General features: G+C 74.5%; 21 protein-coding genes. 18 read left to right on the top strand and 3 right to left on the bottom strand.

Annotated features, from left to right (window positions below; translation table 11 throughout):
- The first annotated feature begins 1 nt into the window (after position 1).
- The 3 genes from coaBC to ACFZCF_RS22705 all read left to right on the top strand — a co-directional run bounded on the left by coaBC (position 2) and on the right by ACFZCF_RS22705 (position 4,950).
- Entirely contained in the window at positions 2-1,267 is a 1,266-nt protein-coding gene (gene coaBC / locus ACFZCF_RS22715) for a bifunctional phosphopantothenoylcysteine decarboxylase/phosphopantothenate--cysteine ligase CoaBC (protein WP_388446709.1), read from the top strand.
- A gap of 238 nt (positions 1,268-1,505) precedes the next feature.
- On the top strand, positions 1,506-2,714 hold the full coding sequence (gene metK / locus ACFZCF_RS22710) for a methionine adenosyltransferase (RefSeq protein ID WP_382838968.1): 1,209 nt from the start codon (positions 1,506-1,508) through the stop codon (positions 2,712-2,714).
- Between the two features lie 97 nt (positions 2,715-2,811).
- On the top strand, positions 2,812-4,950 hold the full coding sequence (locus ACFZCF_RS22705; protein WP_391288382.1) for a primosomal protein N': 2,139 nt from the start codon (positions 2,812-2,814) through the stop codon (positions 4,948-4,950).
- A gap of 120 nt (positions 4,951-5,070) precedes the next feature.
- On the opposite strand, the gene ACFZCF_RS22700 is transcribed toward ACFZCF_RS22705, so the two are convergent.
- Positions 5,071-5,589, bottom strand: coding sequence for a hypothetical protein (locus ACFZCF_RS22700; protein ID WP_391288380.1), 519 nt, complete (start codon positions 5,587-5,589; stop codon positions 5,071-5,073).
- Between the two features lie 398 nt (positions 5,590-5,987).
- On the opposite strand from ACFZCF_RS22700, the gene fmt reads away from it, so the two are divergent.
- The 11 genes from fmt (at position 5,988) to ACFZCF_RS22645 (ending at position 16,156) form a co-directional block, all read left to right on the top strand.
- A complete protein-coding gene (gene fmt, locus ACFZCF_RS22695; RefSeq protein ID WP_388446700.1) occupies positions 5,988-6,920 on the top strand; it encodes a methionyl-tRNA formyltransferase in 933 nt (310 codons plus the stop codon).
- Complete coding sequence (locus ACFZCF_RS22690; RefSeq protein ID WP_391288377.1) at positions 6,917-7,255, top strand: hypothetical protein; 339 nt, start codon at positions 6,917-6,919, stop codon at positions 7,253-7,255. The genes fmt and ACFZCF_RS22690 overlap by 4 nt, the downstream gene beginning before the upstream one ends.
- Before the next feature lie 58 nt (positions 7,256-7,313).
- Complete coding sequence (locus ACFZCF_RS22685; protein WP_388446694.1) at positions 7,314-8,726, top strand: RsmB/NOP family class I SAM-dependent RNA methyltransferase; 1,413 nt, start codon at positions 7,314-7,316, stop codon at positions 8,724-8,726.
- Positions 8,727-8,822: 96 nt separating this feature from the next.
- Positions 8,823-9,506 (top strand): ribulose-phosphate 3-epimerase, encoded by a 684-nt coding sequence (rpe, locus tag ACFZCF_RS22680; protein ID WP_388446691.1) that lies wholly within the window; start codon positions 8,823-8,825, stop codon positions 9,504-9,506.
- 121 nt (positions 9,507-9,627) lie between these two features.
- Positions 9,628-10,686 (top strand): sugar-binding transcriptional regulator, encoded by a 1,059-nt coding sequence (locus ACFZCF_RS22675; RefSeq protein ID WP_388446688.1) that lies wholly within the window; start codon positions 9,628-9,630, stop codon positions 10,684-10,686.
- Between the two features lie 236 nt (positions 10,687-10,922).
- A complete protein-coding gene (locus tag ACFZCF_RS22670) occupies positions 10,923-11,387 on the top strand; it encodes a ribonuclease domain-containing protein (RefSeq protein WP_391288374.1) in 465 nt (154 codons plus the stop codon).
- Complete coding sequence (locus tag ACFZCF_RS22665) at positions 11,374-11,682, top strand: barstar family protein (protein ID WP_388446683.1); 309 nt, start codon at positions 11,374-11,376, stop codon at positions 11,680-11,682. Before ACFZCF_RS22670 ends, ACFZCF_RS22665 begins: the two co-directional genes overlap by 14 nt.
- Positions 11,683-11,829: 147 nt before the next feature.
- Entirely contained in the window at positions 11,830-12,498 is a 669-nt protein-coding gene (locus tag ACFZCF_RS22660; RefSeq protein WP_391288371.1) for a DUF998 domain-containing protein, read from the top strand.
- A 47-nt stretch (positions 12,499-12,545) separates the two neighbouring features.
- Positions 12,546-13,868: a histidine kinase gene (locus ACFZCF_RS22655; RefSeq protein ID WP_391288369.1), complete on the top strand. Its 1,323-nt coding sequence runs from the start codon at positions 12,546-12,548 to the stop codon at positions 13,866-13,868.
- 5 nt (positions 13,869-13,873) lie between these two features.
- Entirely contained in the window at positions 13,874-14,557 is a 684-nt protein-coding gene (locus ACFZCF_RS22650) for a response regulator (protein WP_391288367.1), read from the top strand.
- Positions 14,558-14,713: 156 nt separating this feature from the next.
- Positions 14,714-16,156 carry a GuaB1 family IMP dehydrogenase-related protein gene (locus tag ACFZCF_RS22645; protein ID WP_388446670.1) on the top strand — a complete coding sequence of 481 codons (1,443 nt, stop codon included), beginning with the start codon at positions 14,714-14,716 and terminating at the stop codon, positions 16,154-16,156.
- 205 nt (positions 16,157-16,361) lie between these two features.
- Here the strand turns inward: ACFZCF_RS22645 and ACFZCF_RS22640 are convergent, their stop codons facing one another.
- Positions 16,362-17,417 carry a GDSL-type esterase/lipase family protein gene (locus ACFZCF_RS22640; RefSeq protein ID WP_391288364.1) on the bottom strand — a complete coding sequence of 352 codons (1,056 nt, stop codon included), beginning with the start codon at positions 17,415-17,417 and terminating at the stop codon, positions 16,362-16,364.
- Positions 17,418-17,758: 341 nt separating this feature from the next.
- Between ACFZCF_RS22640 and ACFZCF_RS22635 the strand changes: the two genes are divergently transcribed.
- From ACFZCF_RS22635 to ACFZCF_RS22620, 4 genes are all read left to right on the top strand, one after another.
- Positions 17,759-19,240 (top strand): amino acid permease, encoded by a 1,482-nt coding sequence (locus ACFZCF_RS22635; RefSeq protein ID WP_388446664.1) that lies wholly within the window; start codon positions 17,759-17,761, stop codon positions 19,238-19,240.
- A gap of 10 nt (positions 19,241-19,250) precedes the next feature.
- Positions 19,251-19,706, top strand: coding sequence for an Lrp/AsnC family transcriptional regulator (locus ACFZCF_RS22630; protein WP_043223665.1), 456 nt, complete (start codon positions 19,251-19,253; stop codon positions 19,704-19,706).
- A gap of 331 nt (positions 19,707-20,037) precedes the next feature.
- Positions 20,038-20,844 carry a nitrilase-related carbon-nitrogen hydrolase gene (locus ACFZCF_RS22625; RefSeq protein WP_391288361.1) on the top strand — a complete coding sequence of 269 codons (807 nt, stop codon included), beginning with the start codon at positions 20,038-20,040 and terminating at the stop codon, positions 20,842-20,844.
- 51 nt (positions 20,845-20,895) lie between these two features.
- A complete protein-coding gene (locus tag ACFZCF_RS22620; RefSeq protein WP_391288359.1) occupies positions 20,896-22,596 on the top strand; it encodes an FAD-dependent oxidoreductase in 1,701 nt (566 codons plus the stop codon).
- A gap of 11 nt (positions 22,597-22,607) precedes the next feature.
- Here the strand turns inward: ACFZCF_RS22620 and ACFZCF_RS22615 are convergent, their stop codons facing one another.
- Positions 22,608-23,315, bottom strand: coding sequence for a DUF5995 family protein (locus ACFZCF_RS22615; protein WP_391288356.1), 708 nt, complete (start codon positions 23,313-23,315; stop codon positions 22,608-22,610).
- Positions 23,316-23,382: the final 67 nt, after the last annotated feature.

The following is a 23,382-nucleotide window of genomic DNA, read 5'->3' as shown; positions in this document are numbered from 1 at the left end:
CATGGAGTCGTACGTCATCCGAGAGCGCGCACCCGCGTGGGGAGAGGCAGTCGTGACCAAGCCGAAGGTCGTCCTGGGCGTGAGCGGCGGCATCGCCGCCTACAAGGCGTGCGAGCTGCTGCGCCGGCTCACCGAGTCGGGCCACGACGTCCGCGTCGTCCCCACCGACTCCGCGCTCCACTTCGTGGGCGCCGCCACCTGGTCCGCGCTCTCCGGCAACCCCGTCTCCACCGAGGTCTGGGAGAGCGTCCACGAGGTGCCGCACGTCCGCATCGGCCAGGGCGCCGACCTCGTCGTCGTCGCCCCCGCCACCGCCGACATGCTCGCCAAGGCCGCCCACGGCCTCGCCGACGACCTCCTCACCAACACGCTCCTCACCGCGCGCTGTCCGGTCGTCTTCGCCCCCGCCATGCACACCGAGATGTGGGAGCACCCGGCCACCCAGGAGAACGTGGCCACGCTCCGCCGCCGCGGCGCGGTCGTCATCGAGCCCGCCGTGGGCCGCCTCACCGGCGTCGACACGGGAAAGGGCCGGCTCCCCGACCCCGGCGAGATCTTCGAGGTCTGCCGCAGGATCCTCGCCCGCGGCGTCACCGCCCCGGACCTCGCCGGCCGTCACGTGGTGGTCTCCGCCGGCGGCACCCGCGAACCCCTCGACCCGGTCCGCTACCTGGGCAACCGCTCCTCCGGCAAGCAGGGCTACGCCCTCGCCAAGGCCGCCGCCGCCCGCGGCGCCCGGGTCACCCTCGTCGAGGCCAACACCGGCCTGCCCGACCCGGCCGGCGTCGACGTCGTCCACGTCGGCACCGCCGTCCAGCTCCGCGAGGCCGTCCTCAAGGCCGCCGCCGACGCCGACGCGGTCGTCATGGCCGCCGCCGTCGCCGACTTCCGCCCGGCCACGTACGCCACCGGCAAGATCAAGAAGACCGACGACGGGGGCGCGCCCACCATCGAGCTGGTCCGCAACCCCGACGTCCTGGCGGAGCTCTCCGCCGACCGCGCCGTGCCCGGCCAGGTGGTCGTCGGCTTCGCCGCCGAGACCGACGACGTGCTCGCCAACGGCCGCGCCAAGCTCGCCCGCAAGGGCTGCGACCTCCTCGTCGTCAACGAGGTCGGCGAGCGCAAGACCTTCGGCTCGGAGGAGAACGAGGCCGTGGTCCTCGCCGCCGACGGCACCGAGACCCCGGTCCCGTACGGCCCGAAGGAAGCCCTCGCCGAGACCGTCTGGGACCTCGTCCTGCCGCGCCTGCGGGAGCGCTCCGCCTGAGCGCGGGGAGCGGCGGGGCACGCGAAACGCCGGGGCGCGAGTGATCTCCGCCCTACGGAACGTGCCCCCCGGGCCCCCTCCGCGGCCGGTTCGCCCGACCTGATCACATTCGTCAGGCGAGACACCTGGTCCATCCGGCGACCTGGCCCGATAGACTGTCCGTGGAACGTCGCGGGGCGCAGCCCCCTGCCGGTCCGCGAAGAGATAGCCAGCAGCCGCTGCAACCCCAGGGAGCGTTGTGTCCCGTCGTCTGTTCACCTCGGAGTCCGTCACCGAGGGACACCCCGACAAGATCGCTGACCAGATCAGCGACACCATCCTCGACGCGCTGCTCCGGGAGGACCCCACCTCCCGCGTCGCCGTCGAGACGCTGATCACCACCGGCCTCGTGCACGTCGCGGGCGAGGTGACCACCAAGGCGTGGGCGGACATCCCCACCCTGGTGCGCAACAAGATCCTCGAGATCGGGTACGACTCCTCGAAGAAGGGCTTCGACGGCGCCTCCTGCGGCGTCTCGGTCTCCATCGGGTCGCAGTCCCCCGACATCGCGCAGGGCGTGGACACCGCCTACGAGAAGCGCGTCGAGGGCGACGAGGACGAGCTCGACAAGCAGGGCGCCGGCGACCAGGGCCTGATGTTCGGCTACGCCTCGGACGAGACCCCCGAGCTGATGCCGCTGCCGATCCACCTCGCGCACCGGCTCTCCCGCCGGCTGACCGAGGTCCGCAAGAACGGCACCATCCCGTACCTGCGCCCCGACGGCAAGACCCAGGTCACCATCGAGTACGACGGCGACAAGGCCGTCCGCCTCGACACGGTCGTCGTCTCCTCGCAGCACGCCTCGGACATCGACCTCGACTCGCTGCTCGCGCCCGACATCCGCGAGTTCGTCGTCGAGCACGTCCTGAAGGAGCTCGTCGAGGACGGCATCAAGCTCGACACCGACGGCTACCGCCTGCTGGTCAACCCGACCGGCCGCTTCGAGATCGGCGGCCCGATGGGCGACGCCGGGCTCACCGGCCGCAAGATCATCATCGACACGTACGGCGGCATGGCCCGCCACGGCGGCGGCGCCTTCTCCGGCAAGGACCCGTCGAAGGTGGACCGCTCGGCCGCGTACGCGATGCGCTGGGTCGCCAAGAACGTCGTCGCCGCGGGCCTCGCCTCCCGCTGCGAGGTCCAGGTCGCGTACGCGATCGGCAAGGCCGAGCCGGTCGGTCTCTTCGTGGAGACCTTCGGGACCAACGCCGTCGAGACCGAGAAGATCGAGAACGCCATCGGCGAGGTCTTCGACCTCCGCCCGGCCGCGATCATCCGCGACCTCGACCTGCTCCGCCCGATCTACTCGCAGACCGCCGCCTACGGCCACTTCGGCCGCGAGCTGCCCGACTTCACCTGGGAGCGCACCGACCGCGTCGACGCCCTCAAGAAGGCCGCGGGCCTGTAGGCCACCCGCACCACCGTCCGGAAGCCCGGCACCCCCGAGGGGGCGCCGGGCTTCCGGCGTCCTCCCGCTGTCCGAGCCGTCTGGTAGGTATGGGGCTGTGAGCAGCGAGAAGGGGAACGGCGAGAGCGGCGAGGGGCCCGAGCAGCTCGCGCTCATCCGGGAGACCGTGCGCAAGGCGAAGGTGCCGAAGGCGAAGCCGCGGACGTGGCGGGGGGCCGCCCTCGCCAAGGAGCTGCCGGTCGCGCGGGTCGTGGTGAACAAGGGGGTGCTGCACCTCGACCAGTTCTTCGACTACGCGGTCCCCGAGGAGCTCGACGAGGTCGCCCGGCCGGGCGTGCGGGTGCGGGTGCGGTTCGGGGCCGGCTCGGGGCAGGTGCGGGGCGGCCGCCGGGAGGGCGGACGGCTGATCGACGGGTTCCTCGTCGAGCGGCGGGCCGCCTCGGACTACTCCGGGCCGTTGGCCGCGCTCGCCGACGTGGTGTCGCCCGAGCCCGTGCTCGGGCCCGAGCTCCTCGGCCTCGCGCGGGCCGTCGCCGACCGGTACGCGGGCAGCCTCGCCGACGTGCTCCAGCTCGCCGTCCCGCCGCGCAACGCCGCCGCCGAGCGCCGGACCTCGCCCGCGCCGCTGCCGCCGCCCCCGCCCCCCGAGCCGGCCACCTGGGGCCGGTACGAGCAGGGGCCGGCGTTCCTGGAGTCGCTGGCCCGCGGCGGGACGCCCCGGGCGGTCTGGACCGCGCTGCCGGGACCCCACTGGGCCGAGGAGATCGCCCGCGCGGTCGCCGCCACGCTCGCCTCCGGACGCGGCGCCCTCGTCGTCGTGCCCGACGGGCGGGCCGTCGGCCGGGTCGACGCGGCGCTGACCGCCGTCCTCGGGGAGGGGCGGCACGCGGTGCTCACCGCCGAGGCCGGGCCCGAGAAGCGGTACGGGCAGTGGCTCGCCGTGCGGCGCGGCTCCGTGCGGGCCGTCGTCGGCACCCGGGCCGCCATGTTCGCTCCCGTCCGCGACCTCGGTCTCGTCGTCATCTGGGACGACGGCGACGGCAGCCACAGCGACCCGCACGCCCCGCAGCCGCACGCCCGCGAGGTGCTGCTGCTCCGCGCCGCGCACGACCGGTGCGCCTTCCTGCTCGGGGCCGTCGGATGCACCGTGGAGGCCGCGCAGCTCGTCGAGTCCGGCTGGGCCCGGCCGCTCGCCGCGAGCCGTGAGGAGGTCCGCGCGGCCGCGCCCCTGGTGCGTACCGTCGGCGACGACCTGCTCGCCCGGGACGGCGCCGCGCGGGCCGCCCGGCTGCCCTCGCTGGCCTGGGAGACGCTCCGGGACGGACTGCGCGCCGGCCCGGTCCTCATCCAGGTCCCGCGCCGCGGCTACGTCCCCCGGCTCGCCTGCCAGCAGTGCCGGACGCCCGCCCGCTGCCGGCACTGCGCCGGGCCGCTGGAAGCCCCCGACCAGCGCGAGCTGCACTGCGCCTGGTGCGGGCGCGAGGCCCCCGACTGGCACTGCGAGGCGTGCGGGTCCACCCGGCTGCGCGCCCAGGTCGTCGGCGCCCGCAGGACGGCGGAGGAGCTCGGCCGCGCCTTCCCCGCCGTCCCGGTCCGCACCTCCGGCCGCGATCACGTCCTGGACCGGGTCCCGGACCGACCCGCCCTCGTCGTCTCCACCCCCGGCGCCGAACCGGTCGCCGACGGCGGTTACGCGGCGGCGCTGCTGCTCGACGGCTGGGCGCTGCTCGGCCGTCCCGACCTGCGGGCCGGCGAGGAGGCGCTGCGCCGCTGGATGGACGCGGCCTCGCTGGTCCGGGGCCAGGCGGAGGGCGGAACCGTGGTGGTGGTCGCCGAGCCGACCCTCCGGCCCGTGCAGGCGCTCGTCCGCTGGGACCCGGCCGGGCACGCCCGGCGGGAGCTGGCCGAGCGGGCCGAACTGGGCTTCCCGCCGGTCTCCCGGATGGCGGCGGTGACCGGGCCCCCCGAGTCGGTGGAGACCTTCCTCGCGGGCGCCGCGCTGCCCATGGACGCGGAGGTGCTGGGACCGGTGCCGCTGCCGGTGGTCCGCCCCGGGTCCGCCCGCCGGCCCGGCGACCCGCCGCCCGGCGAGCAGTGGGACCGGGCGCTCGTCCGGGTCCCGCCGGGCAGCGGCGCGGCGCTCGCGCAGGCCCTCAAGCACGCCCGGGCGAGCCGTCAGGCGCGCGGCACCGGCGACCCCGTCTGGGTCAGGGTCGACCCGCCGGACATCGGCTGACGGGCATCGGCGACCCGCGACCGAGGACGGGTGCGGGGCCCGGCGGCGCGGGAGCGGGCACGACGACGGCCGCCGCCCCCTTCGGCCAGGGGACGGCGGCCGGTCGTCGGCCCCGAGGGGTCAGCCGTGGCGCGGGCTGGGGAAGGCGGGGGAGCGGGGCTCCTCGCGGAGGGCGGCGCTGCCCGAGGTCGGCTGCGGCGGCATGCTTCGGGCGGCGGGCACGGACGGCAGGGTGCGCGTCACGCCCGGCTCGGCGCCGTGCTGCTCCGGCTCCACCGAAGGCTGCTGGGGCGCCCGGCGGGCACCGTAACGGCGGTGGACGGCCTGCTTGGTGACACCCAGTGCGGAACCGACGGCGTCCCAGGAGAACCCGAGGGAGCGGTCGAACTCGACGGCCGCGGTCACCAGGGTCTCGACGCTGTCGCGGAGCTCCTGGGCGAGCCGAACGGTGGGGGCGGGGGCGCGGCCGTAGACGACGAAGCCCGTGGACGGGCCGGAGCGGCGAGGGCGGTAGACATTGCCCAGCTGGGCCGTGAGCGTGCGCAGTGCGTCCACCTGCCGCCGGACCCGCTCGATGTCCCGCACCAACAGGTGCAGACTCGCCCGGGCTTGGGCGTCGTGGGTTGCGTGGTCGGCCATGTGAAAGCCTCTCGAACCGGCGATGGAAGGGCGGGCGGCCGCAGGGGGACGGCAGCCCGATGAGGTCAATCTCTCTTGACCAACGCGCCACCGGGAGTTGGGTCACGCTGCGGGGGCGTACACGCATATGCGCAGGGCGCTCACCGCCGCGCACGCCCCCTCCCTCCGCGCGCCGCCGCCCCCTCCCTCCGCCCACGGTCGCCGCCTCCCTCCGGCGCCGCCGTGGCCGTCCCCGCCGCCGCCGGAGGGCCCGCGGCACGGCCGCCGCGCCCACCCGCCCGGGACCGCCGGGCCCTCTGCCGCGGGGCCCGGCCCGTCCCCTCCGAACGGTGTCGGAGACAGCGCCTAGACTGGTGCGTCGCTCGCAACGCCCCCGGACAGACAGGCAGTCGCCACCCATGAAGCTGGTCTTCGCAGGCACCCCCGAGGTCGCCGTTCCCGCCCTGGACGCCCTGCTCGCCTCGGGCCGGCACGAGGTGGCGGCCGTGGTCACCCGGCCGGACGCGCCGGCGGGGCGCGGGCGGCGGCTCGTCGCCAGTCCGATCGCGCAGCGGGCCGAGGAGGAGGGCATCGAGATCCTGCGGCCGGCCCACCCGCGCGACGAGGACTTCCTCGCCCGGCTGCGCGAGATCGCCCCCGACTGCTGCCCGGTCGTCGCCTACGGCGCGCTGCTCCCGCAGAAGGCCCTCGACATCCCGGCCCACGGCTGGGTCAACCTGCACTTCTCCCTCCTGCCGGCCTGGCGGGGCGCCGCCCCCGTCCAGCACGCGGTGATGGCGGGCGACGAGGTGACCGGCGCCTCCACCTTCCAGATCGAGCGCGGCCTGGACTCCGGCCCGGTCTACGGCGTGGTCACCGAGGAGATCCGCCCCACAGACACCAGCGGCGACCTGCTCACCCGGCTCGCCTTCGCCGGCGCGGGGCTGCTCTCGGCGACCATGGACGGCATCGAGGACGGCACCCTGAAGGCCGTCCCGCAGCCCGCCGACGGCATCTCCCTGGCCCCGAAGATCGAGGTCGAGGACGCCCACGTCGACTTCGCCGCCCCCGCCCTCCGCGTCGACCGCGTCGTCCGCGGCTGCACCCCCGCCCCCGGCGCCTGGACCCTCTTCCGCGGCGAGCGCCTCAAGCTCATCCAGGTCACCCCCCTCGCCGACCGCACCGACCTCGCCCCCGGCGAGCTGGCGGTCGGCAAGAACAACGTGTACGCGGGCACCGGATCGCACGCCGTGGAGCTCCTGTGGGTCCAGCCCCAGGGCAAGAAGCCGATGAAGGCAGCCGACTGGGCCCGCGGCGTCCGCATCGCCGCCGGCGAGCGCCTGGGCGCGTGACCCCGCCGCCGCTCCCCGAGGGGCCGTGGGACGCCTGGGAGCTGCGCCGCTTCGACGGCAGCCGGCTCACCCTGGTCGCCGGGTACGACCTCACGTACCACCACGGCCTGGAGGTGGAGCTCGTGGACGTCTCGTACGTCCGGTTCCCGACGGGCCTCATGGACCCCCTCTTCCGCGAGCCCACCGCCGGGGAACGGGCCGAGGTGCTGCGGATCACCGGCGAGGAGCCGCCCGTGCTCCTCGCCTTCGAGGCGGACGGGGGCGGCACCGCGCCGGTGACCTGCCTCCTCGCCGCCGAGGACCTGGTCGTCCGGCAGGGGCGTTTTCCCCGGTAGCGGCGCGCGGACGTAGGCTGGGTGGGTTCGACCCCTCATTTCGTCACGCGGAGCACCTTTGAGCGAGCAGGCACGTCGCCGTCCCCCCAAGCCCCACCGCCGGCCCAAGAAGGATCCCGTGCGGATGCTCGCCTTCGAGGTGCTCCGGGCGGTCGACGAGCGGGACGCGTACGCCAACCTCGTGCTGCCCCCGCTGCTGCGCAAGGCGCGCGAGAAGGAGGGCTTCGAGGCCCGGGACGCGGCCCTCGCGACCGAGCTGGTCTACGGGACGCTGCGCCGGCAGGGCACGTACGACGCGATCATCGCGGCCTGCGTCGACCGGCCGCTGCGCGAGGTCGACCCGCCGGTCCTGGACGTGCTGTCGCTCGGCGCGCACCAGCTGCTCGGGACCCGGATCCCGCCGCACGCCGCCGTCTCCGCCACCGTCGAGCTGGCTCGCGCGGTGCTGGGCGAGGGACGCGCCAAGTTCGTCAACGCCGTCCTTCGGAAGATCACGCGGCAGGACCTCGACGCCTGGGTGGCCGAGGTCGCCCCGCCGTACGAGAAGGACGCCGAGGACCACCTCGCCGTCGTGCACTCCCACCCCCGCTGGGTGGTCTCCGCCCTCTGGGACGCGCTCGGCGGCGGCCGGGCCGGCATCGAGGCGCTCCTGGAGGCCGACAACGAGCGGCCCGAGGTCACCCTCGTCGCCCGCCCCGGCCGGACCACCGTCGAGGAGCTGGCCGCGGCCGCCGAGACCGAGCCCGGCCGCTGGTCGCCGTACGCCCTGCGGCTGAGCGACGGCGGCGAGCCGGGCGCCATCGAGGCCGTCCGGGACGGCCGGGCCGGCGTCCAGGACGAGGGCAGCCAGCTCGTCGCGATCGCGCTGGCCGACGCGCCGCTCGAAGGCCCCGACACCCGCTGGCTCGACGGCTGCGCGGGGCCCGGCGGCAAGGCCGCCCTGCTCGGCGCGCTGGCCGCCGAGCGCGGCGCCGCCCTGCTCGCCTCCGAGAAGCAGCCGCACCGCGCCCGCCTCGTCGAGCGCGCGCTGGCCGGCAACCCCGGCCCGTACCAGGTCATCGCCGCCGACGGCACCCGCCCGCCGTGGCGCGAGGGCTCCTTCGACCGGGTCCTGGTCGACGTGCCCTGCTCCGGGCTCGGCGCCCTGCGCCGTCGCCCCGAGGCCCGCTGGCGCCGCCGCCCCGAGGACCTCGACGGCTTCGCCCCGCTCCAGCGCGGGCTGCTCACCGAGGCGCTCCGGGCCGTCCGCGTCGGCGGCGTCGTCGGCTACGCGACCTGCTCGCCGCACCTCGCCGAGACCCGGGTCGTCGTGGACGACGTCATGAAGAGGCTCGGCGGCGCCGAGCTGATCGACGCCCGGCCGCTCTTCCCCGGCGTCGAGCCGCTCGGCGACGGTCCCGACGTCCAGCTGTGGCCGCATCTGCACGGTACCGACGCCATGTACCTGGCGCTCATCCGCCGGACGGCCTGACGGTTTCTGCTGGTCCGTACCAGTACGTCCGGTGCCGGAAGGGCCGCGCATCGGTTCGCGGCAAAGAAGTCCCCAAGAACGTGGCAGGCTTGGCTCATGGCGCAGATCAATCCCAGCATCCTCTCCGCAGACTTCGCCCGCCTCGCGGACGAGGCCAAGGCCGTCGACGGAGCCGACTGGCTGCACGTCGACGTCATGGACAACCACTTCGTGCCCAACCTGACGCTGGGCGTGCCGATCGTCGAGTCGCTCAGCCGGGCGACCGACACCCCCCTCGACTGCCACCTGATGATCGAGGACCCCGACCGCTGGGCGCCGCAGTACGTGGAGGCCGGCGCGGGCTCGGTCACCTTCCACGTCGAGGCGGCCGCCGCGCCGGTCCGGCTCGCCCGGGAGATCCGCGCCAAGGGCGCCAGGGCCTCCATGGCGCTCAAGCCGGCCACCCCCATCGAGCCCTTCGAGGACCTGCTCCCCGAGCTCGACATGCTCCTCATCATGACCGTCGAGCCCGGCTTCGGAGGCCAGGCCTTCCTCGACATCATGCTGCCCAAGATCCGCCGCACCCGTGAGCTGATCGCCAAGCACGGTCTGGAACTGTGGCTCCAGGTCGACGGCGGCGTCTCCGAGGCGACCATCGAGCGCTGTGCCGAGGCGGGCGCCGACGTCTTCGTGGCCGGTTCGGCGGTCTACGGAGCGGCCGATCCGGCCGCCGCGGTGGCCGCGCTGCGGGCCAAGGCGGACGCCGCCACGGCCGGTGCCGCCTGGGCATGTGGCCACTGAGCCTCCGGCTGGTGAACGCGGTCCGACGGGCCGCCGACAGGACTGATCAAGGCCCGCCGTTTCTGACAGGATGAACAGCGGGTCCAGAGTGTGAACGAACACGGATCGTGGACAGCGGTACGTGAACAGCAGTGAGGAGATCGCGGTGGCGGGAATGTCGGCGGGACGGTCGGCCCTGCGGATGGGCCCCGCGGAGCTGGTGCAGGCGGCGGCCATGGCGCGCCGCTTCTACCTGGAGGGGAAGTCCAAGATCCAGATCGCCGAGGAGTTCGGCGTGAGCCGCTTCAAGGTGGCCCGGGTCCTGGAGACCGCTCTGGAGCGGGATCTCGTACGCATCGAGATCCGGGTACCGGCCGAGCTGGACGCGGAACGTTCCGACGCGCTGCGCGCCCGCTACGGGCTCCGCCACGCCGTCGTCGTCGAGTCCCCGGCCGAGGACGACGAGTCGCCCGACCCGGAGAACCTCGGCGAGGTCGCCGCCGACCTCCTCGGCGAGCTGGTCGCCGAGGGCGACGTCCTCGGCCTGGCCTGGGGCCGCTCGACCATCCACATGGCGGCCGCCCTCGACCGGCTGCCCCCGTGCACGGTCGTCCAGCTGACCGGCGTGTACGACGCCGGGACCGCCGAGCGCGGCTCCGTCGAGGCGGTCCGGCGCGCCGCCCAGGTATCCGGCGGCGAGGCCCACCCGATCTACGCCCCCATGCTGCTGCCCGACCCGGCCACCGCCGCCGCGCTGCGCAGCCAGACCGGCATCGCCCGCGCCTTCGAGTACTTCGACAAGGTCACCGTCGCCTGCGTCTCCATCGGCTCCTGGGAGCCGGGCATCTCGACCGTCCACGACATGCTCACCGAGGAGGAGCGGGCCCACTACGCCACCCTCGGCGTGGCCGCCGAGATGTCCGCGCACCTCTTCGACGCCGAGGGCCGCCGCATCGGCCGCGACCTCGGCGAGCGGTGCATCACCGTCGAGGCGGACCGGCTGCGCCGGATCCCCGAGGTCGTCGCCATCGCGGGCGGCCAGCGCAAGGCGGCGGCGATCGGCGCGGTGCTCCGCTCCGGCCTCGTCACCAGCCTCGTCACCGACCGCTCGGCCGCCGACCGCCTCCTCACCGAGTTCAGCCCCGGCTCGCGCCCGGCCCTCGACCGCAAGGACCCCGACACGGGCACCGACGCCCGCTGACCCCGACGGAGGGCGCCGACCACCACTTGGTCGGCGCCCTCCGGCACACCCGGACCCGCCGTCGCGGGGGTTGCGCCTGCGGGCCCCGGGGCTTGGGCGTGTCTTTCGGCCGCGGCACGGGAGGGGGCGCGTCTCCCGGCCCCCGGGCCGTCGGTCGTGGTCGTTCCCCGGCCCCCTTTCGGCTCTGCCTGGCGCGTCCGACGGGCCTCGACGGGGGCCGGTGGCAGCATCGGGGGATGATCGCTCGCTCTCTTCGGGCGGGGCTCGGCGTCCTGGTCGGACTGACGCTGCTCCTCACCGGCTGTTCGGGTGGGACCGCCACGCCGGCCGCCACCGCGGCCCCGTCCCGTACCGCCGCGACCGCCGGGCCGACGTCCTCGGGGCGGGCCATCGCCACGCCCGTCTCGGACCTCCCCACCGTCCAGGAGTCGGAGCTGCCGCCCGAGGCACGCCGGACCCTCGCGCTGATCCGGGCCGGCGGGCCCTTCCCGTACGCCAAGGACGGCAGCGTCTTCTCGAACTTCGAGCGGATCCTGCCGCCGAGGAAACGCGGCCACTACCGCGAGTACACCGTCCCCACCCCCGGCGAACGCGACCGCGGCGCCCGCCGCGTCGTCACCGGCGGGGACGGGGAGCGGTACTACACCGACGACCACTACGAGAGCTTCCGAGAGGTGGTGGTCGGCGATGAGACTCGATGACCCCGTCGTCCTCGATCTGCGCGGCGTCACCGACAAGGCCGGCTTCATGGACCGCTGCGCGGACGCGCTCGGACTGCCGGACTGGTTCGGCCGGAACTGGGACGCGCTGGCCGAGAGCCTGGGCGAGCTGCCCCGGCCCGTCGCGGTCGTGGTGACCCACTGGCAGGCGTACGCGCGCCGCGCCCCGCGCGACTGGGACCTCGCCCGGGAGGTCTTCGCGACGGCCGTCGAGGAGTCCGGTGAGCGGCTCTCGGTGCTGGTCGCCCTGGGACCGGAGGGAGAGGAGGCGGAGTGAGGCGGCGCGTACACCGGAGGGAGTACGGCGTGCGCCGGGGGAGTACGCCAGGATGACGGCGGGCGGCGGACGCGGCCCCGCGAGGCGGGTTCCTAGCGTGAGGGCCGTCGGGCGGAAGCGCCGCCCCGTACCGTCCGGAGGCTCCTCGTGCAGACCCGTTCCCCGTCCTCCACCACTTCCCCCTCCTCCCTCATCCCTCCTTCCTCCGTCGTCGTCACCGGGATCGGCGCCGCGGTGGCCGGGATCGTCGCCGCCGACCTCCTGAACCCCGGCTACAGCCCGGTCACCGAGGTGATCAGCCGGTACGTCAACGGGACCGCCGGCTGGCTGGTGACCACCGCCCTGCTGCTGGTCGCCGGCGCCTCCGGCCTCCTCCTCGCCCTGCTGCGGCGCGCCGGGGCACCGCGGGCCGGCCGGTGGGCGGTGGCGGTGTGGACCGTCGGCGTCCTGGTCGCCGGCGTGTTCCCGGCCGATCCGCCCGGGCGGTGGAGCAGGCCGTCCACCTCGGACCTCGTCCACGGCACCGCCGCCGCCCCCGCCTTCCTGGCCCTGCCCGTGGCGGCGCTGCTGCTGCACCGGTGGCTGGCCCGGCGCCGGCCGGGCGCGGCCCGGCTCCTGCGGGCCGCGCTCGTCGCCTCGTGGGTCTCGACCGCCGTGCTGCTGGTCTGCCTGGTGGACGTGATGGACGGGCCCTCGCTCGGCACCGCCGCCGTGCCGACCTTCGTGGGGCTGGTCGAGCGGGTCGCCTTTGGCGCCGCCCTGGCCTGGGTGGCGCTCGCCGCCGTCGCCGCCGCGTCCCCGCGGGAGCGGGCGTGAGGCCCGAACAGCCCCGGCCGAGGGCGGGCGTTGGGCAGAATGAGCCGGTGAGCGAAGAGCGTGTCGTCAGGGGCGGGCGGAGCGGGCGGACGCTGTCGGGCGGGGGACCGGCGGCCCCGGGGGCCGTACGGGTCGCCGCGGCCGCGGTCACGGCGGTCGCCGTGGTCACCGCCGAGGCCCTGGCGGGCGAGGGCCCGCTCCTGGTCGGCGCGGTGCCGTACGGGCTCGGGCTCGCCGTCCTGGTCCTCGTGGCCGGCCGGTGGCCGCGCGCCGCCCTCCTGGCGAGCGTCCAGACCGTCATCGCCTTCCGCGCCGCCGGGATGTCGGACGTGGGCTGGCTCTGGCCCGCCTCCGCCGCGTACTTCCTGGTCGCGGCGGGGGACGGAGCCGTACCGGACGGGTCGGGGAAGCGGCGCGGCGCGCTGCCGCGGCGCGGGCCGGCCCTCGCCGTCGCCGTCGGCGTCCTCCAGGTCGTCTTCGCGGCGAACTGGGAGCGGTACGTCGCCGGGCTCGACGGCCGGGAGGTCGTCGCCGAACTCGGCGCCGAGACCCTCTGGCTCGCCCTCGTCCTGGCCGCCGCGACCGCCTGGCGCAACGGCCGCAACTGGCGCCGCGAGGAGGCGGCCGGTCGCGCACGCGCCGCCCGGGAACGGGCGGCGGAGGCCCGGCGGAGGGCCGAGGCGGAGCGGCTCCGGATCGCCCGCGAACTGCACGACGTGGTCGCGCACACCCTGACCGTGGTCGGCGTGCAGCTGCGGGTGGCCGTCGAGGCCCTCGACGACGAGCCGGCGGAGGCGCGGGCCGCGCTGCGAACCGCGCAGGAGGTCCGCGCGACCGCCGTGGCCGACCTCCGCGCCCTCATCGGCGTCCTGCGGGACCCCGGTGAGGAACCGGGTGCCATGGAGCTCGCCCCGGGGCGGGGACTCGACGGCCTCGACGACCTGGTGGCGGGCGTACGGGCCGCCGGACTCCGGGCGGCCGTCGAGACCGAGGGAGACCCGGCCGGGGTCCCGGCTCCCGTCGCGCTCGCCGTCTACCGGATCGTCCAGGAGTCGCTGACCAACGCGGTGCGGCACTCCGGCGGCACCCGCGTCGACGTCCGCCTGCGGTACGGCGCCGAGGCCGTCCGCGTCGAGATCGCCGACGACGGCGCAGGGGCCGGGGCGCGGGCCGGGGCCGGGGCCCGGGTTGAGGACCGGTCCGAGGACGGGGCCGGCAGGGAGGCGGGCGGGGTCCCCGGGACGGGCGGTGGCGGGCACGGGGTCGCCGGGATGCGGGAGCGGGTCACCGTCCTCGGCGGTGAGTTCGCCTCCGGGCCGGGGGAGCACGGCGGACACACCGTCAGGGCCGTGATTCCTGTGCCAAGCTGACGATCATGACGATCTCGGTACTGCTCGCCGACGACCAGGCCCTCGTCCGGGCCGGTTTCCGCAGCCTGCTCCGGCGGACCCGCGACATCGAGGTGGTCGGCGAGGCGGCCACCGGCGACGAGGCGCTGCGCGCCGTCCGCGAGCTGCGCCCCGACGTCGTCCTGATGGACATCCGCATGCCCGGGACGGACGGGCTGACCGCCACCGAGACCCTCACCGGGGATCCGGAACTCTCGGGCACCCGGGTCATCGTGCTGACCACCTTCGAGACCGACGAGTACGTCTTCGCGGCGCTGCGCGCGGGCGCCGGCGGCTTCCTCACCAAGGAGATCGAGCCGGACGACCTGCGCCAGGCGATCCGGGCGGTCGCCGCGGGCGACGCCCTGCTCTCGCCGAGCGCGACCCGCCGGGTCGTCGCGGAGTTCGCCCACCGGGCGCCCGCCGCCACGGTCGCCGCGGAGCGGCTCACGGCGCTCACCGCCCGGGAGCGCGAGGTGGTCGCCCTGGTCGCCGCCGGGCTCTCCAACGACCGGATCGCCGAACGCCTGGTGATCTCACCCCTGACCGCCAAGACCCACGTCACCCGGGCGATCACCAAGCTCGGCGTGCGCGACCGCGTCCAGCTCGTCGTGCTGGCGTACGAGACGGGGCTGATCCGGCCGGGCCACACCGCCGAGAGCGGTGGATGACCGAAAGCGTTCGGTCGATCCTCCGAAAGGGCGGTCGTGAGGCTCGGAGGATTCGACCGGGGCTGGTATCCGTACCGGCGTGGGACAATGAACTACGTGCTTTTTCCCCTGGCTGAAATGCCTAGGGGCCGATCCGAACGACTGGGATGTCAGCACGTGCGTTTCCTCAATGACGTCAAGCCGCCGTACGACCTCACGTACGACGATGTGTTCATGGTGCCGAGCCGGTCGGCCGTCGGCTCCCGACAGGCCGTGGACCTCTCCGCGCCGGACGGCACCGGCACGACGATCCCGCTGGTCGTCGCCAACATGACCGCGATCGCCGGCCGCCGCATGGCCGAGACGGTCGCCCGCCGGGGCGGCATCGTCGTCATCCCCCAGGACATCCCGATCGAGGTCGTCACCGAGGTCGTCTCCTGGGTGAAGGGCCGCCACCTGGTCCTCGACACCCCCATCGTCCTGGAGCCGCACCAGACCGTCGCCGACGCCCTGGCGCTGCTGCCCAAGCGGGCGCACGAGGCCGGCGTCGTCGTCGACGAGCACCGCCGTCCCGTCGGCGTCGTCACCGACGCGGACCTCGCCGGCGTCGACCGCTTCACCCAGCTCTCCGAGGTCATGTCCAAGGACCTCCTGCTGCTCGACGCGGACATCGACCCCCGCGAGGCCTTCAACGTCCTCGACGGCGCCAACCGCCGCTACGCCCCCGCCGTCGACGCGGACGGCAAGCTGGCCGGCATCCTCACCCGCAAGGGCGCCCTCCGGGCCACCCTGTACACGCCGGCCGTCGACGCGAACGGCAGGCTGCGGATCGCCGCCGCCGTCGGTATCAACGGCGACGTGGCCGGCAAGGCCAAGCTGCTGCTCGACGCGGGCGTCGACACCCTCGTCATCGACACCGCCCACGGGCACCAGGAGTCGATGATCGCCGCGATCAGGACGGTGCGGGCGCTCGACCCGCAGGTCCCCATCGTCGCGGGCAACATCGTCTCCGCCGAGGGCGTCAAGGACCTCGTCGAGGCCGGCGCGGACATCATCAAGGTCGGCGTGGGCCCCGGCGCCATGTGCACCACCCGCATGATGACCGGTGTCGGCCGCCCGCAGTTCTCGGCCGTCCTGGAGTGCGCCGCCGAGGCGAAGAAGTACGGCAAGCACGTCTGGGCCGACGGCGGCGTCCGGCACCCGCGCGACGTCGCCATGGCGCTCGCCGCCGGCGCGTCCAACGTGATGATCGGCTCCTGGTTCGCCGGGACGTACGAGTCCCCCGGCGACCTCCACCACGACGCGCAGGGCCGTGCCTACAAGGAGTCCTTCGGCATGGCGTCGGCGCGGGCCGTCCGGAACCGGACGTCCGAGGAGTCGGCCTACGACCGCGCGCGCAAGGCGCTCTTCGAGGAGGGCATCTCGACGTCGCGGATGTTCCTCGACCCGGCCCGTCCGGGCGTCGAGGACCTGATTGACTCGATCATCGCGGGCGTGCGGTCGTCCTGCACGTACGCGGGGGCGAGCACGCTGGCGGAGTTCGAGGAGAAGGCCGTCATCGGCATCCAGTCCGCCGCCGGCTACGCCGAGGGCAAGCCCCTCCACGCCAGCTGGAGCTGACCCTCCGGCCCATCCCCCCCCGGGCGGCCGGGCGTATCCGCCCGGGGCGGGCACCCCACCCGGTCGGCGCCTCGCCGCGCGCCCGGGCGGGCAGCCGTCCCGCCAAGGGGGGCCGGGGAGAGGCACCCGGGACGGTGCCCCCTTGCCGGCCCCTGCTCCCGCTCCTGAACCCGCACCCGCTGTACGGCTCCGTACGGGTGCGGGTTCAGTCGTGCGGGGAGGGGAGGCGCGGTGCTCGCGACGGGGAGCGCCCGAGGGCGTCTCCCGCGGGGCCGGGGCGGCCGTGGTGGGACAGGGCCTTCGTGACCGCCTCCGCCAGGGCCGCGTGGCCGGTGTCGTCGGGGTGGAGGCCGTCGGCCAGATGCTCGGGACGGAGGAGCGGGCGGCCGGGGAGCACCGTCAGGTGGCGGTCGCCCTCCGCGGCGAGCTCGCGGCCGGCCCGCTCCATCGCCCGCCGCAGCTCCGTGAGCGTCGCGCCCAGCGCGTTGCGGGTGTGCTCCGCGGCCGGGCGCAGCACGGGGGAGACCAGGAGGATCGGGGTCCGGGGGTGACCGCGCCGGACCAGGCCCACGAAGGAACGCACCGTCGCGTGCAGCCACTCGGGCGTCGCCGGCACCCGGTCCCAGCAGTTGGTGCCGAACGCCAGGGTGATCAGGTCGCCCGGCAGCCGGGCCAGGTGTTCGGCCAGGACGAGTTCGCCGCGCGCCCCGCCCGCGTACCCGAGGTTCACCGGGTCGAGGCCGAGCGCGCGCCCCGCCGCCGCGGGCCAGGCGTGGGCCGGCCGGGTGGACCACCAGCCCTCGGTGATGGAGTCGCCGTGGACCAGCCACCGGGGCCGCGCGGGCGCGGGCGTAAGCGCCCCGCCGACGCCCCGTACGCCGCGCACGACGGGCGCCTGCGCCTCCGGCAGATGGACGGTGAACTCCCCTCCGCCCGGCGGGAGTCGGAGTCGTACCGTGGCCTCCTCCGCGGGCTCCGCGCAGACCTCCCGCACACACCGTCCGTCCTGCCAGAGCGCGAACACGTGACGCAGCGCGCCCAGTGCGTCGCCGGCCGGCGGAACGTCCGCCCGGTAGCGGAGTTCCACCGCCGACGTGCCCGGCTGCGCGAGGAACTCGACCCGCACCCCGATCGGCAGCGCGGCCCGTTCCGCGACGTCCCAGGGCAGCCGGTCCAGGTCGGCCGGGTCGGCGCGGACCACCCGGTCGCCGTCGCGCCAGGCCGTGCCCCGGAGGAAGGGGTCGGGCTCCAGCCAGCTCACTCGGTACCTCCGATCGGGCCGCGGCGGGGTGCCACGGGCGGTGAGGAGTCACGGCATGCGTTCAGGTTCCGTCCTGTCCCCTGGTGTGTCGATTCATGCGGGGGCGCGCAATGTTTCCCCGGCCGGGCCGGAAGTGCGCAATGATCATCCGCCACTGCGCAACAACACTGCATTACGGATGCGAAGCGGAGCGCTAGGCTCATCCCTCGTACCAGGAGTGGCGGGGACCGCCTGCTCGGCGGACTTCCTGCCCCCGTGGACTGCTTCGGCATGCCCCCGGACCGGCACGCGGCCGTCGCGATCCCCGTCGTACCGACAGGCAGCGATAAGGAGCCTCCGCAGTGCTGGATCACGGCGCAGCCCCACCGGTCGAGTCCCCGACCGTCCCCAAGACGTCCCTCCTGACCGCCCTCGTCCGCCGTAAGCCGGTGGAACGCCTGGTCGCGGAGGGTGGGCAGGGCGAGGGCGGCAGTCTTCGCCGCTCGCTCTCCATGTGGCAGCTGACCATGATCAGCATCGGTGCCACGCTCGGCACGGGCATCTTCGTCGTCCTCGGCGAGGCGGTCCCCGAGGCCGGTCCGGCCGTGACGCTCGCCTTCGTCTTCGCCGGCCTCACCGCGCTCTTCTCGGCCCTCTCGTACGCCGAGCTGGCCGGCACCATCCCCGTCGCGGGCTCCAGCTACTCGTATGCGTACGCAACGATGGGTGAGCTCGTCGCCTGGGTCTGCGGCTGGTGCCTGATGCTGGAGTACGGCGTCTCCGTCGCGGCCGTCGCCGTCGGCTGGGGCGACTACCTGAACGAGCTGCTCGACGGCACGATCGGCGTCACCCTCCCCGCCGCGCTGAGCGCGCCGCCCGGCGAGGGCGGCGTCTTCAACCTGCCGGCGCTGATAGTCGTCGTCCTCGCGATGCTGTTCCTGCTCGGCGGCGCCAAGGAGTCGGCCCGGGCCAACACGATCATGGTCGCGGTGAAGATCGCCGCCCTGGTCCTCTTCTGCGCCGTCGGCTTCATGGGCTTCAAGTCCGGCAACTACTCCGACTTCATGCCGCTCGGCATGGGCAGCGTCGGTGCCGCCGGGGCCATCCTCTTCTTCTCGTACATCGGCTTCGACGCCGCCTCCACGGCCGGCGAGGAGGCGAAGAACCCCAAGCGCGACCTCCCCCGGGCGATCATGCTCTCGCTGGTGATCGTCACCGCGCTGTACGTCCTCGTCGCGGCCGTCGCCGTCGGCGCCTGGGACTGGAAGAAGTTCGAGGGCGCCGACGCCACCCTCGCCGCGATCATGAACGACGTCACCGGCCAGAGCTTCTGGGGCACCCTGCTCGCCGCCGGCGCCGTGATCTCCATCGCCAGCGTGGTCCTCACCGTGCTGTACGGCCAGACCCGCATCCTCTTCGCGATGGCCCGCGACGGCCTCGTCCCCAAGGTCTTCGGCAAGGTCGACGCCAAGACCGGCACCCCGCGCACCAACACCCTCATCGTCTCGCTGCTCTGCGGCGGCCTCGCGGCCGTCGTCCCGCTCGGCGAGCTGGTCAACGCCACCAGCATCGGCACGCTCTTCGCGTTCGCCCTGGTCAACATCGCCGTCGTGGTGCTCCGCTTCACCCGCCCCGACATGGAGCGCTCCTTCAAGGTGCCCTTCGGTCCGGTCTTCGCCGTGCTCGGCTTCCTCTGCTGCGGCTACAGCATGTACAGCCTCGACCTGATCACCTGGGTGTACTTCGGTGCCTGGATGGCCGCGGGTCTCGTGTTCTACTTCCTGTACGGCATGCGCCGCTCCCGCCTGGTCACCGAGCCCGTGACCACCGACGCAGAGAAGTGATCCACCCGTAGTGCGACTCAACGACCTCGACGAACGCATCGTCCACGCCCTCGCGGAAGACGCCCGCCGCAGCTACGCCGACATCGGCTCGCTCGTCGGCCTCTCCGCCCCCGCCGTGAAGCGGCGCGTGGACCGGCTCCGGGCCGAGGGCGCCATCACCGGCTTCACCGTGCGGGTGGACCCGGCGGCGCTCGGCTGGGAGACGGAGGGCTTCGTCGAGATCTTCTGTCGCCACAACACCTCGCCGGACGACATCCGCCGAGGTCTGGAGCGGTACCCGGAGGTGGTGTCCGCGTCGACCGTCACCGGTGACGCGGACGCCGTCGTCCAGGTCTTCGCCTCCGACATGCGCCACTTCGAGCGCGTCCTGGAGCGGATCGCGGGCGAGCCCTTCGTGGAGCGCACCAAGTCCGTCCTGGTGCTCTCCCCGCTGCTGCGGCGCTTCTCCTCCGGCTCGCCCGCCTGACGCGCCACCGGCCCGCCGCCGGAGATCCACGACGGCGCCCGGCAGTCCCCGCCGCCCCGCACGACCCCCTCGTGCGGGGCGGTCGCGTCGAACCGGCGGCACCCCGTCCGTCGGCGACGCGCGGACCCGCCCCGGCCCCGACGGTCGCGGAGCGCGCACCGACCCGCTCTCCTCGCCGCGCAATGAATCGCCGCCGCGGTCGGCGATCGCGCAACGGTTCGACGGTCGGTCCGCAACGGTCCCGTCTTGTCCCGGCCGAGCCCGGAACCGTACCGTTTTGAACGTCTCCCGGAGACGCCCCTCCCTCCCCTCCGCCCCCACGAGGACCAGCATGCCCACGGTGCGCACCGCCCTGCTCCAGAGCTCCGGACGGCTCGGTGACGTCACCGCCAACCTGCGGATCCTCGACGAGGCCGCCGGCCGGGCCGCCGCCGCCGGCGCGGACGTGCTGCTCGCCCCCGAGCTCTTCCTCACCGGCTACGCGATCGGCGCCGACATCGCCCGCCTCGCCGAGCCGTCCGACGGCCCCTCGGCCCGCTCGGTCGCGGAGATCGCCGCCCGCCACGGCCTCGCCGTCGGCTACGGCTACCCGGAGCGGGACACCGAGCGGCACGGCGTGATCTACAACGCGGCCGCGCTCTTCGGCGCCGACGGCGCCCGCCTCGCGCACTACCGCAAGACCCACCTCTTCGGCGACTTCGAGCTGAAGTGGTTCACCCCGGGCGACGAGCCGCTCGTCCAGGCCCGCATCGGCGACCTCACCGTCGGCCTGATGATCTGCTACGACGTCGAGTTCCCCGAGAACGTACGGGCGCAGGCGCTGGCCGGCACGGACCTCCTCCTCGTGCCGACCGCCCTCATGCACCCCGCCGAGATCGTGCCGCTCTCCGTCGTCCCGGTGCGCGCCTTCGAGAACCAGATGTACATCGCGTACGCCAACCGCGCCGGCGCCGAGGGCGACTTCGAGTTCGTCGGGCTCTCCGTGCTCGCCGGCCCCGACGGCACCGCCCGGGCCCGCGCCGGCCGCGGCGAGGACCTCGTCCTCGGCGACGTCGACCCCGAGGCCCTCGCGGCCTCCCGCGCGGAGAACCCCTACCTCCGCGACCGCAGGCCGGGCCTGTACGGCTCCCTCGTCTGAGCCGCCCCCTTCCGCTTCCCGCCCCACCCCCGTGCAAGGAGTCCGTACCCCATGACGTCCACCGTGCCCAACGCCGTCGAGCACGTCGACGAGCAGCAGCCGCCGATCACCATGTTCGGCCCGGACTTCCCGTACGCGTACGACGACTTCCTGGCCCACCCGGCCGGCCTCGGCCAGATACCCGCGACCGAGCACGGCGCCGAGGTGGCGGTCGTCGGCGGCGGCCTGTCCGGCATCATCGCCGCGTACGAGCTGATGAAGATGGGCCTCAAGCCCGTCGTCTACGAGGCCGACCAGATCGGCGGCCGGCTGCGCACGGTGGGCTTCGAGGGGCCGGAGACCGAGGGGCTGACGGCGGAGATGGGCGCCATGCGCTTCCCGCCCTCCTCCACCGCCCTCCAGCACTACATCGACCTGGTCGGCCTGACGACCTCGCCGTTCCCGAACCCGCTCGCCGAGGCCACCCCCTCGACCGTCGTCGACCTCAAGGGCGAGTCGCACTACGCGGAGACCATCGACGACCTGCCGCAGGTCTACCGCGATGTCGCCGAGGCCTGGGGCAAGTGCCTCGACGAGGGCGCCGACTTCTCCGACATGAACCGCGCCATGCGCGAGCGGGACGTCCCGCGCATCCGCGAGATCTGGTCGAAGCTCGTCGAGAAGCTCGACAACCAGACCTTCTACGGCTTCCTCTGCGACTCCGAGGCCTTCAAGTCCTTCCGGCACCGCGAGATCTTCGGACAGGTCGGCTTCGGCACCGGCGGCTGGGACACCGACTTCCCCAACTCCATCCTGGAGATCCTCCGCGTCGTCTACACCGAGGCCGACGACCACCACCGCGGCATCGTCGGCGGCTCGCAGCAGCTGCCGCTGCGCCTGTGGGAGCGCGAGCCGGAGAAGATCGTCCACTGGGCGCAGGGCACCTCGCTGGCCTCCCTGCACGAGGGCGGGCAGCCGAAGCCGGCCGTCACCCGGCTGAACCGCACGGCGGGCAACCGGATCACCGTCACCGACGCCTCGGGCGACATCCGCACCTACCAGGCGGCGATCTTCACCGCCCAGTCCTGGATGCTGCTCTCGAAGATCGCCTGTGACGACTCGCTCTTCCCGATCGACCACTGGACGGCGATCGAGCGCACCCACTACATGGAGTCGAGCAAGCTCTTCGTCCCGGTCGACCGGCCGTTCTGGCTCGACAAGGACGAGGAGACCGGGCGGGACGTCATGTCGATGACGCTGACCGACCGGATGACCCGCGGCACGTACCTCCTGGACGACGGCCCGGACAAGCCGGCCGTCATCTGCCTCTCGTACACGTGGTGCGACGACAGCCTGAAGTGGCTGCCGCTCTCCGCGAACGAGCGCATGGAGGTCATGCTGAAGTCGCTCGGCGAGATCTACCCCAAGGTCGACATCCGGAAGCACATCATCGGCAACCCGGTGACGGTCTCCTGGGAGAACGAGCCCTACTTCATGGGCGCCTTCAAGGCCAACCTGCCGGGCCACTACCGCTACCAGCGGCGCCTGTTCACCCACTTCATGCAGGACCGCCTGCCCGAGGACAAGCGCGGCATCTTCCTCGCCGGCGACGACATCTCGTGGACGGCCGGCTGGGCCGAGGGCGCGGTGCAGACGGCGCTCAACGCCGTGTGGGGCGTCATGCACCACTTCGGCGGCGCCACCGACGCCACCAACCCGGGCCCGGGCGACGTCTACGACGAGATCGCCCCGGTCGAGCTGCCGGAGGACTGATCCCCGGAGGCCTACGGCCTGGCCAGGGGCGTGAGCAGCATGCGCCCCACCAAGCCGACCGAGCGGTCGAGCCGCTCGGTGAACTCGGCGGCGATGCCGGGGAGCGCCCGCAGCTGCCACAGCGAGCGGGCGGCGAGCCAGGCCCCGTCGCGGGCCCGCTCCAGGCTCCAGCAGCCGAGCAGATGCGTCAGCGGGTCCGCGATCTCCAGGAGGTCCGGGCCCGGCATCAGTTCCTCCCGGATCCGCTCCTCCAGGAGGAGGAGGACGTCGCCGACCCGGTCGAACTCGTCCTCCAGGTCGGCCGGCGCGCACTCCAGGGCCGCGCAGCTGTCGACGACGGCGAGCGCCAGGTCGTGGCCGATGTGGGCGTTGATCCCGGCGAGCGCGAACTGGAGCGGGGTCACGCCGGGGTGCCGCCGGTAGTGGAAGAGGGGCCGCCAGCAGGCGGGACCGCGGCGGCCCGCGGCGTGCGCCTCGACGGCGGCGAGATAGCGCTCGGCGAAGAGCACGTCCAGGGTGGTCGCCGCTCGCCGGTCCTGGAAGGCGCCCGCCCCGATGGCGTGGCCGATCTCCTCGGTGACCGTCAGGTACACCCGGTTGAAGACGGCGACCCCGTCGCCCGGGTGCCAGGCCGCGCGCAGCGACCGCATCCGGTCCACGACGGGGTCGACCGCCACGAACTGCCCGAGCCGTTCATCCGTCCACTGGGTCTGCGCCATGGGGGCAGACTCCCAGCCGCCGGGCCCGGGAGGGAGCCTCCGGGGCCCGGCTTCGCCGGAACGGGCG

This window comes from Streptomyces sp. NPDC007945 (genome assembly GCF_042958885.1).
Taxonomy (GTDB): domain Bacteria; phylum Actinomycetota; class Actinomycetes; order Streptomycetales; family Streptomycetaceae; genus Streptomyces.
This window is presented reverse-complemented; position numbering and strand designations above follow the sequence as displayed.

Bases quoted from the DNA above. Each gene is read 5' to 3' on its own strand.
- coaBC (WP_388446709.1), top strand. From the start codon at position 2: ATGGAGTCGTACGTCATCCGAGAGCGCGCACCCGCGTGGGGAGAGGCA.
- ACFZCF_RS22650 (WP_391288367.1), top strand. From the start codon at position 13,874: ATGACGATCTCGGTACTGCTCGCCGACGACCAGGCCCTCGTCCGGGCC.
- ACFZCF_RS22625 (WP_391288361.1), top strand. From the start codon at position 20,038: ATGCCCACGGTGCGCACCGCCCTGCTCCAGAGCTCCGGACGGCTCGGT.
- ACFZCF_RS22665 (WP_388446683.1), top strand. From the start codon at position 11,374: ATGAGACTCGATGACCCCGTCGTCCTCGATCTGCGCGGCGTCACCGAC.
- ACFZCF_RS22620 (WP_391288359.1), top strand. From the start codon at position 20,896: ATGACGTCCACCGTGCCCAACGCCGTCGAGCACGTCGACGAGCAGCAG.
- ACFZCF_RS22615 (WP_391288356.1), bottom strand. From the start codon at position 23,315: ATGGCGCAGACCCAGTGGACGGATGAACGGCTCGGGCAGTTCGTGGCG.
- ACFZCF_RS22670 (WP_391288374.1), top strand. From the start codon at position 10,923: ATGATCGCTCGCTCTCTTCGGGCGGGGCTCGGCGTCCTGGTCGGACTG.
- ACFZCF_RS22700 (WP_391288380.1), bottom strand. From the start codon at position 5,589: ATGGCCGACCACGCAACCCACGACGCCCAAGCCCGGGCGAGTCTGCAC.
- rpe (WP_388446691.1), top strand. From the start codon at position 8,823: ATGGCGCAGATCAATCCCAGCATCCTCTCCGCAGACTTCGCCCGCCTC.
- fmt (WP_388446700.1), top strand. From the start codon at position 5,988: ATGAAGCTGGTCTTCGCAGGCACCCCCGAGGTCGCCGTTCCCGCCCTG.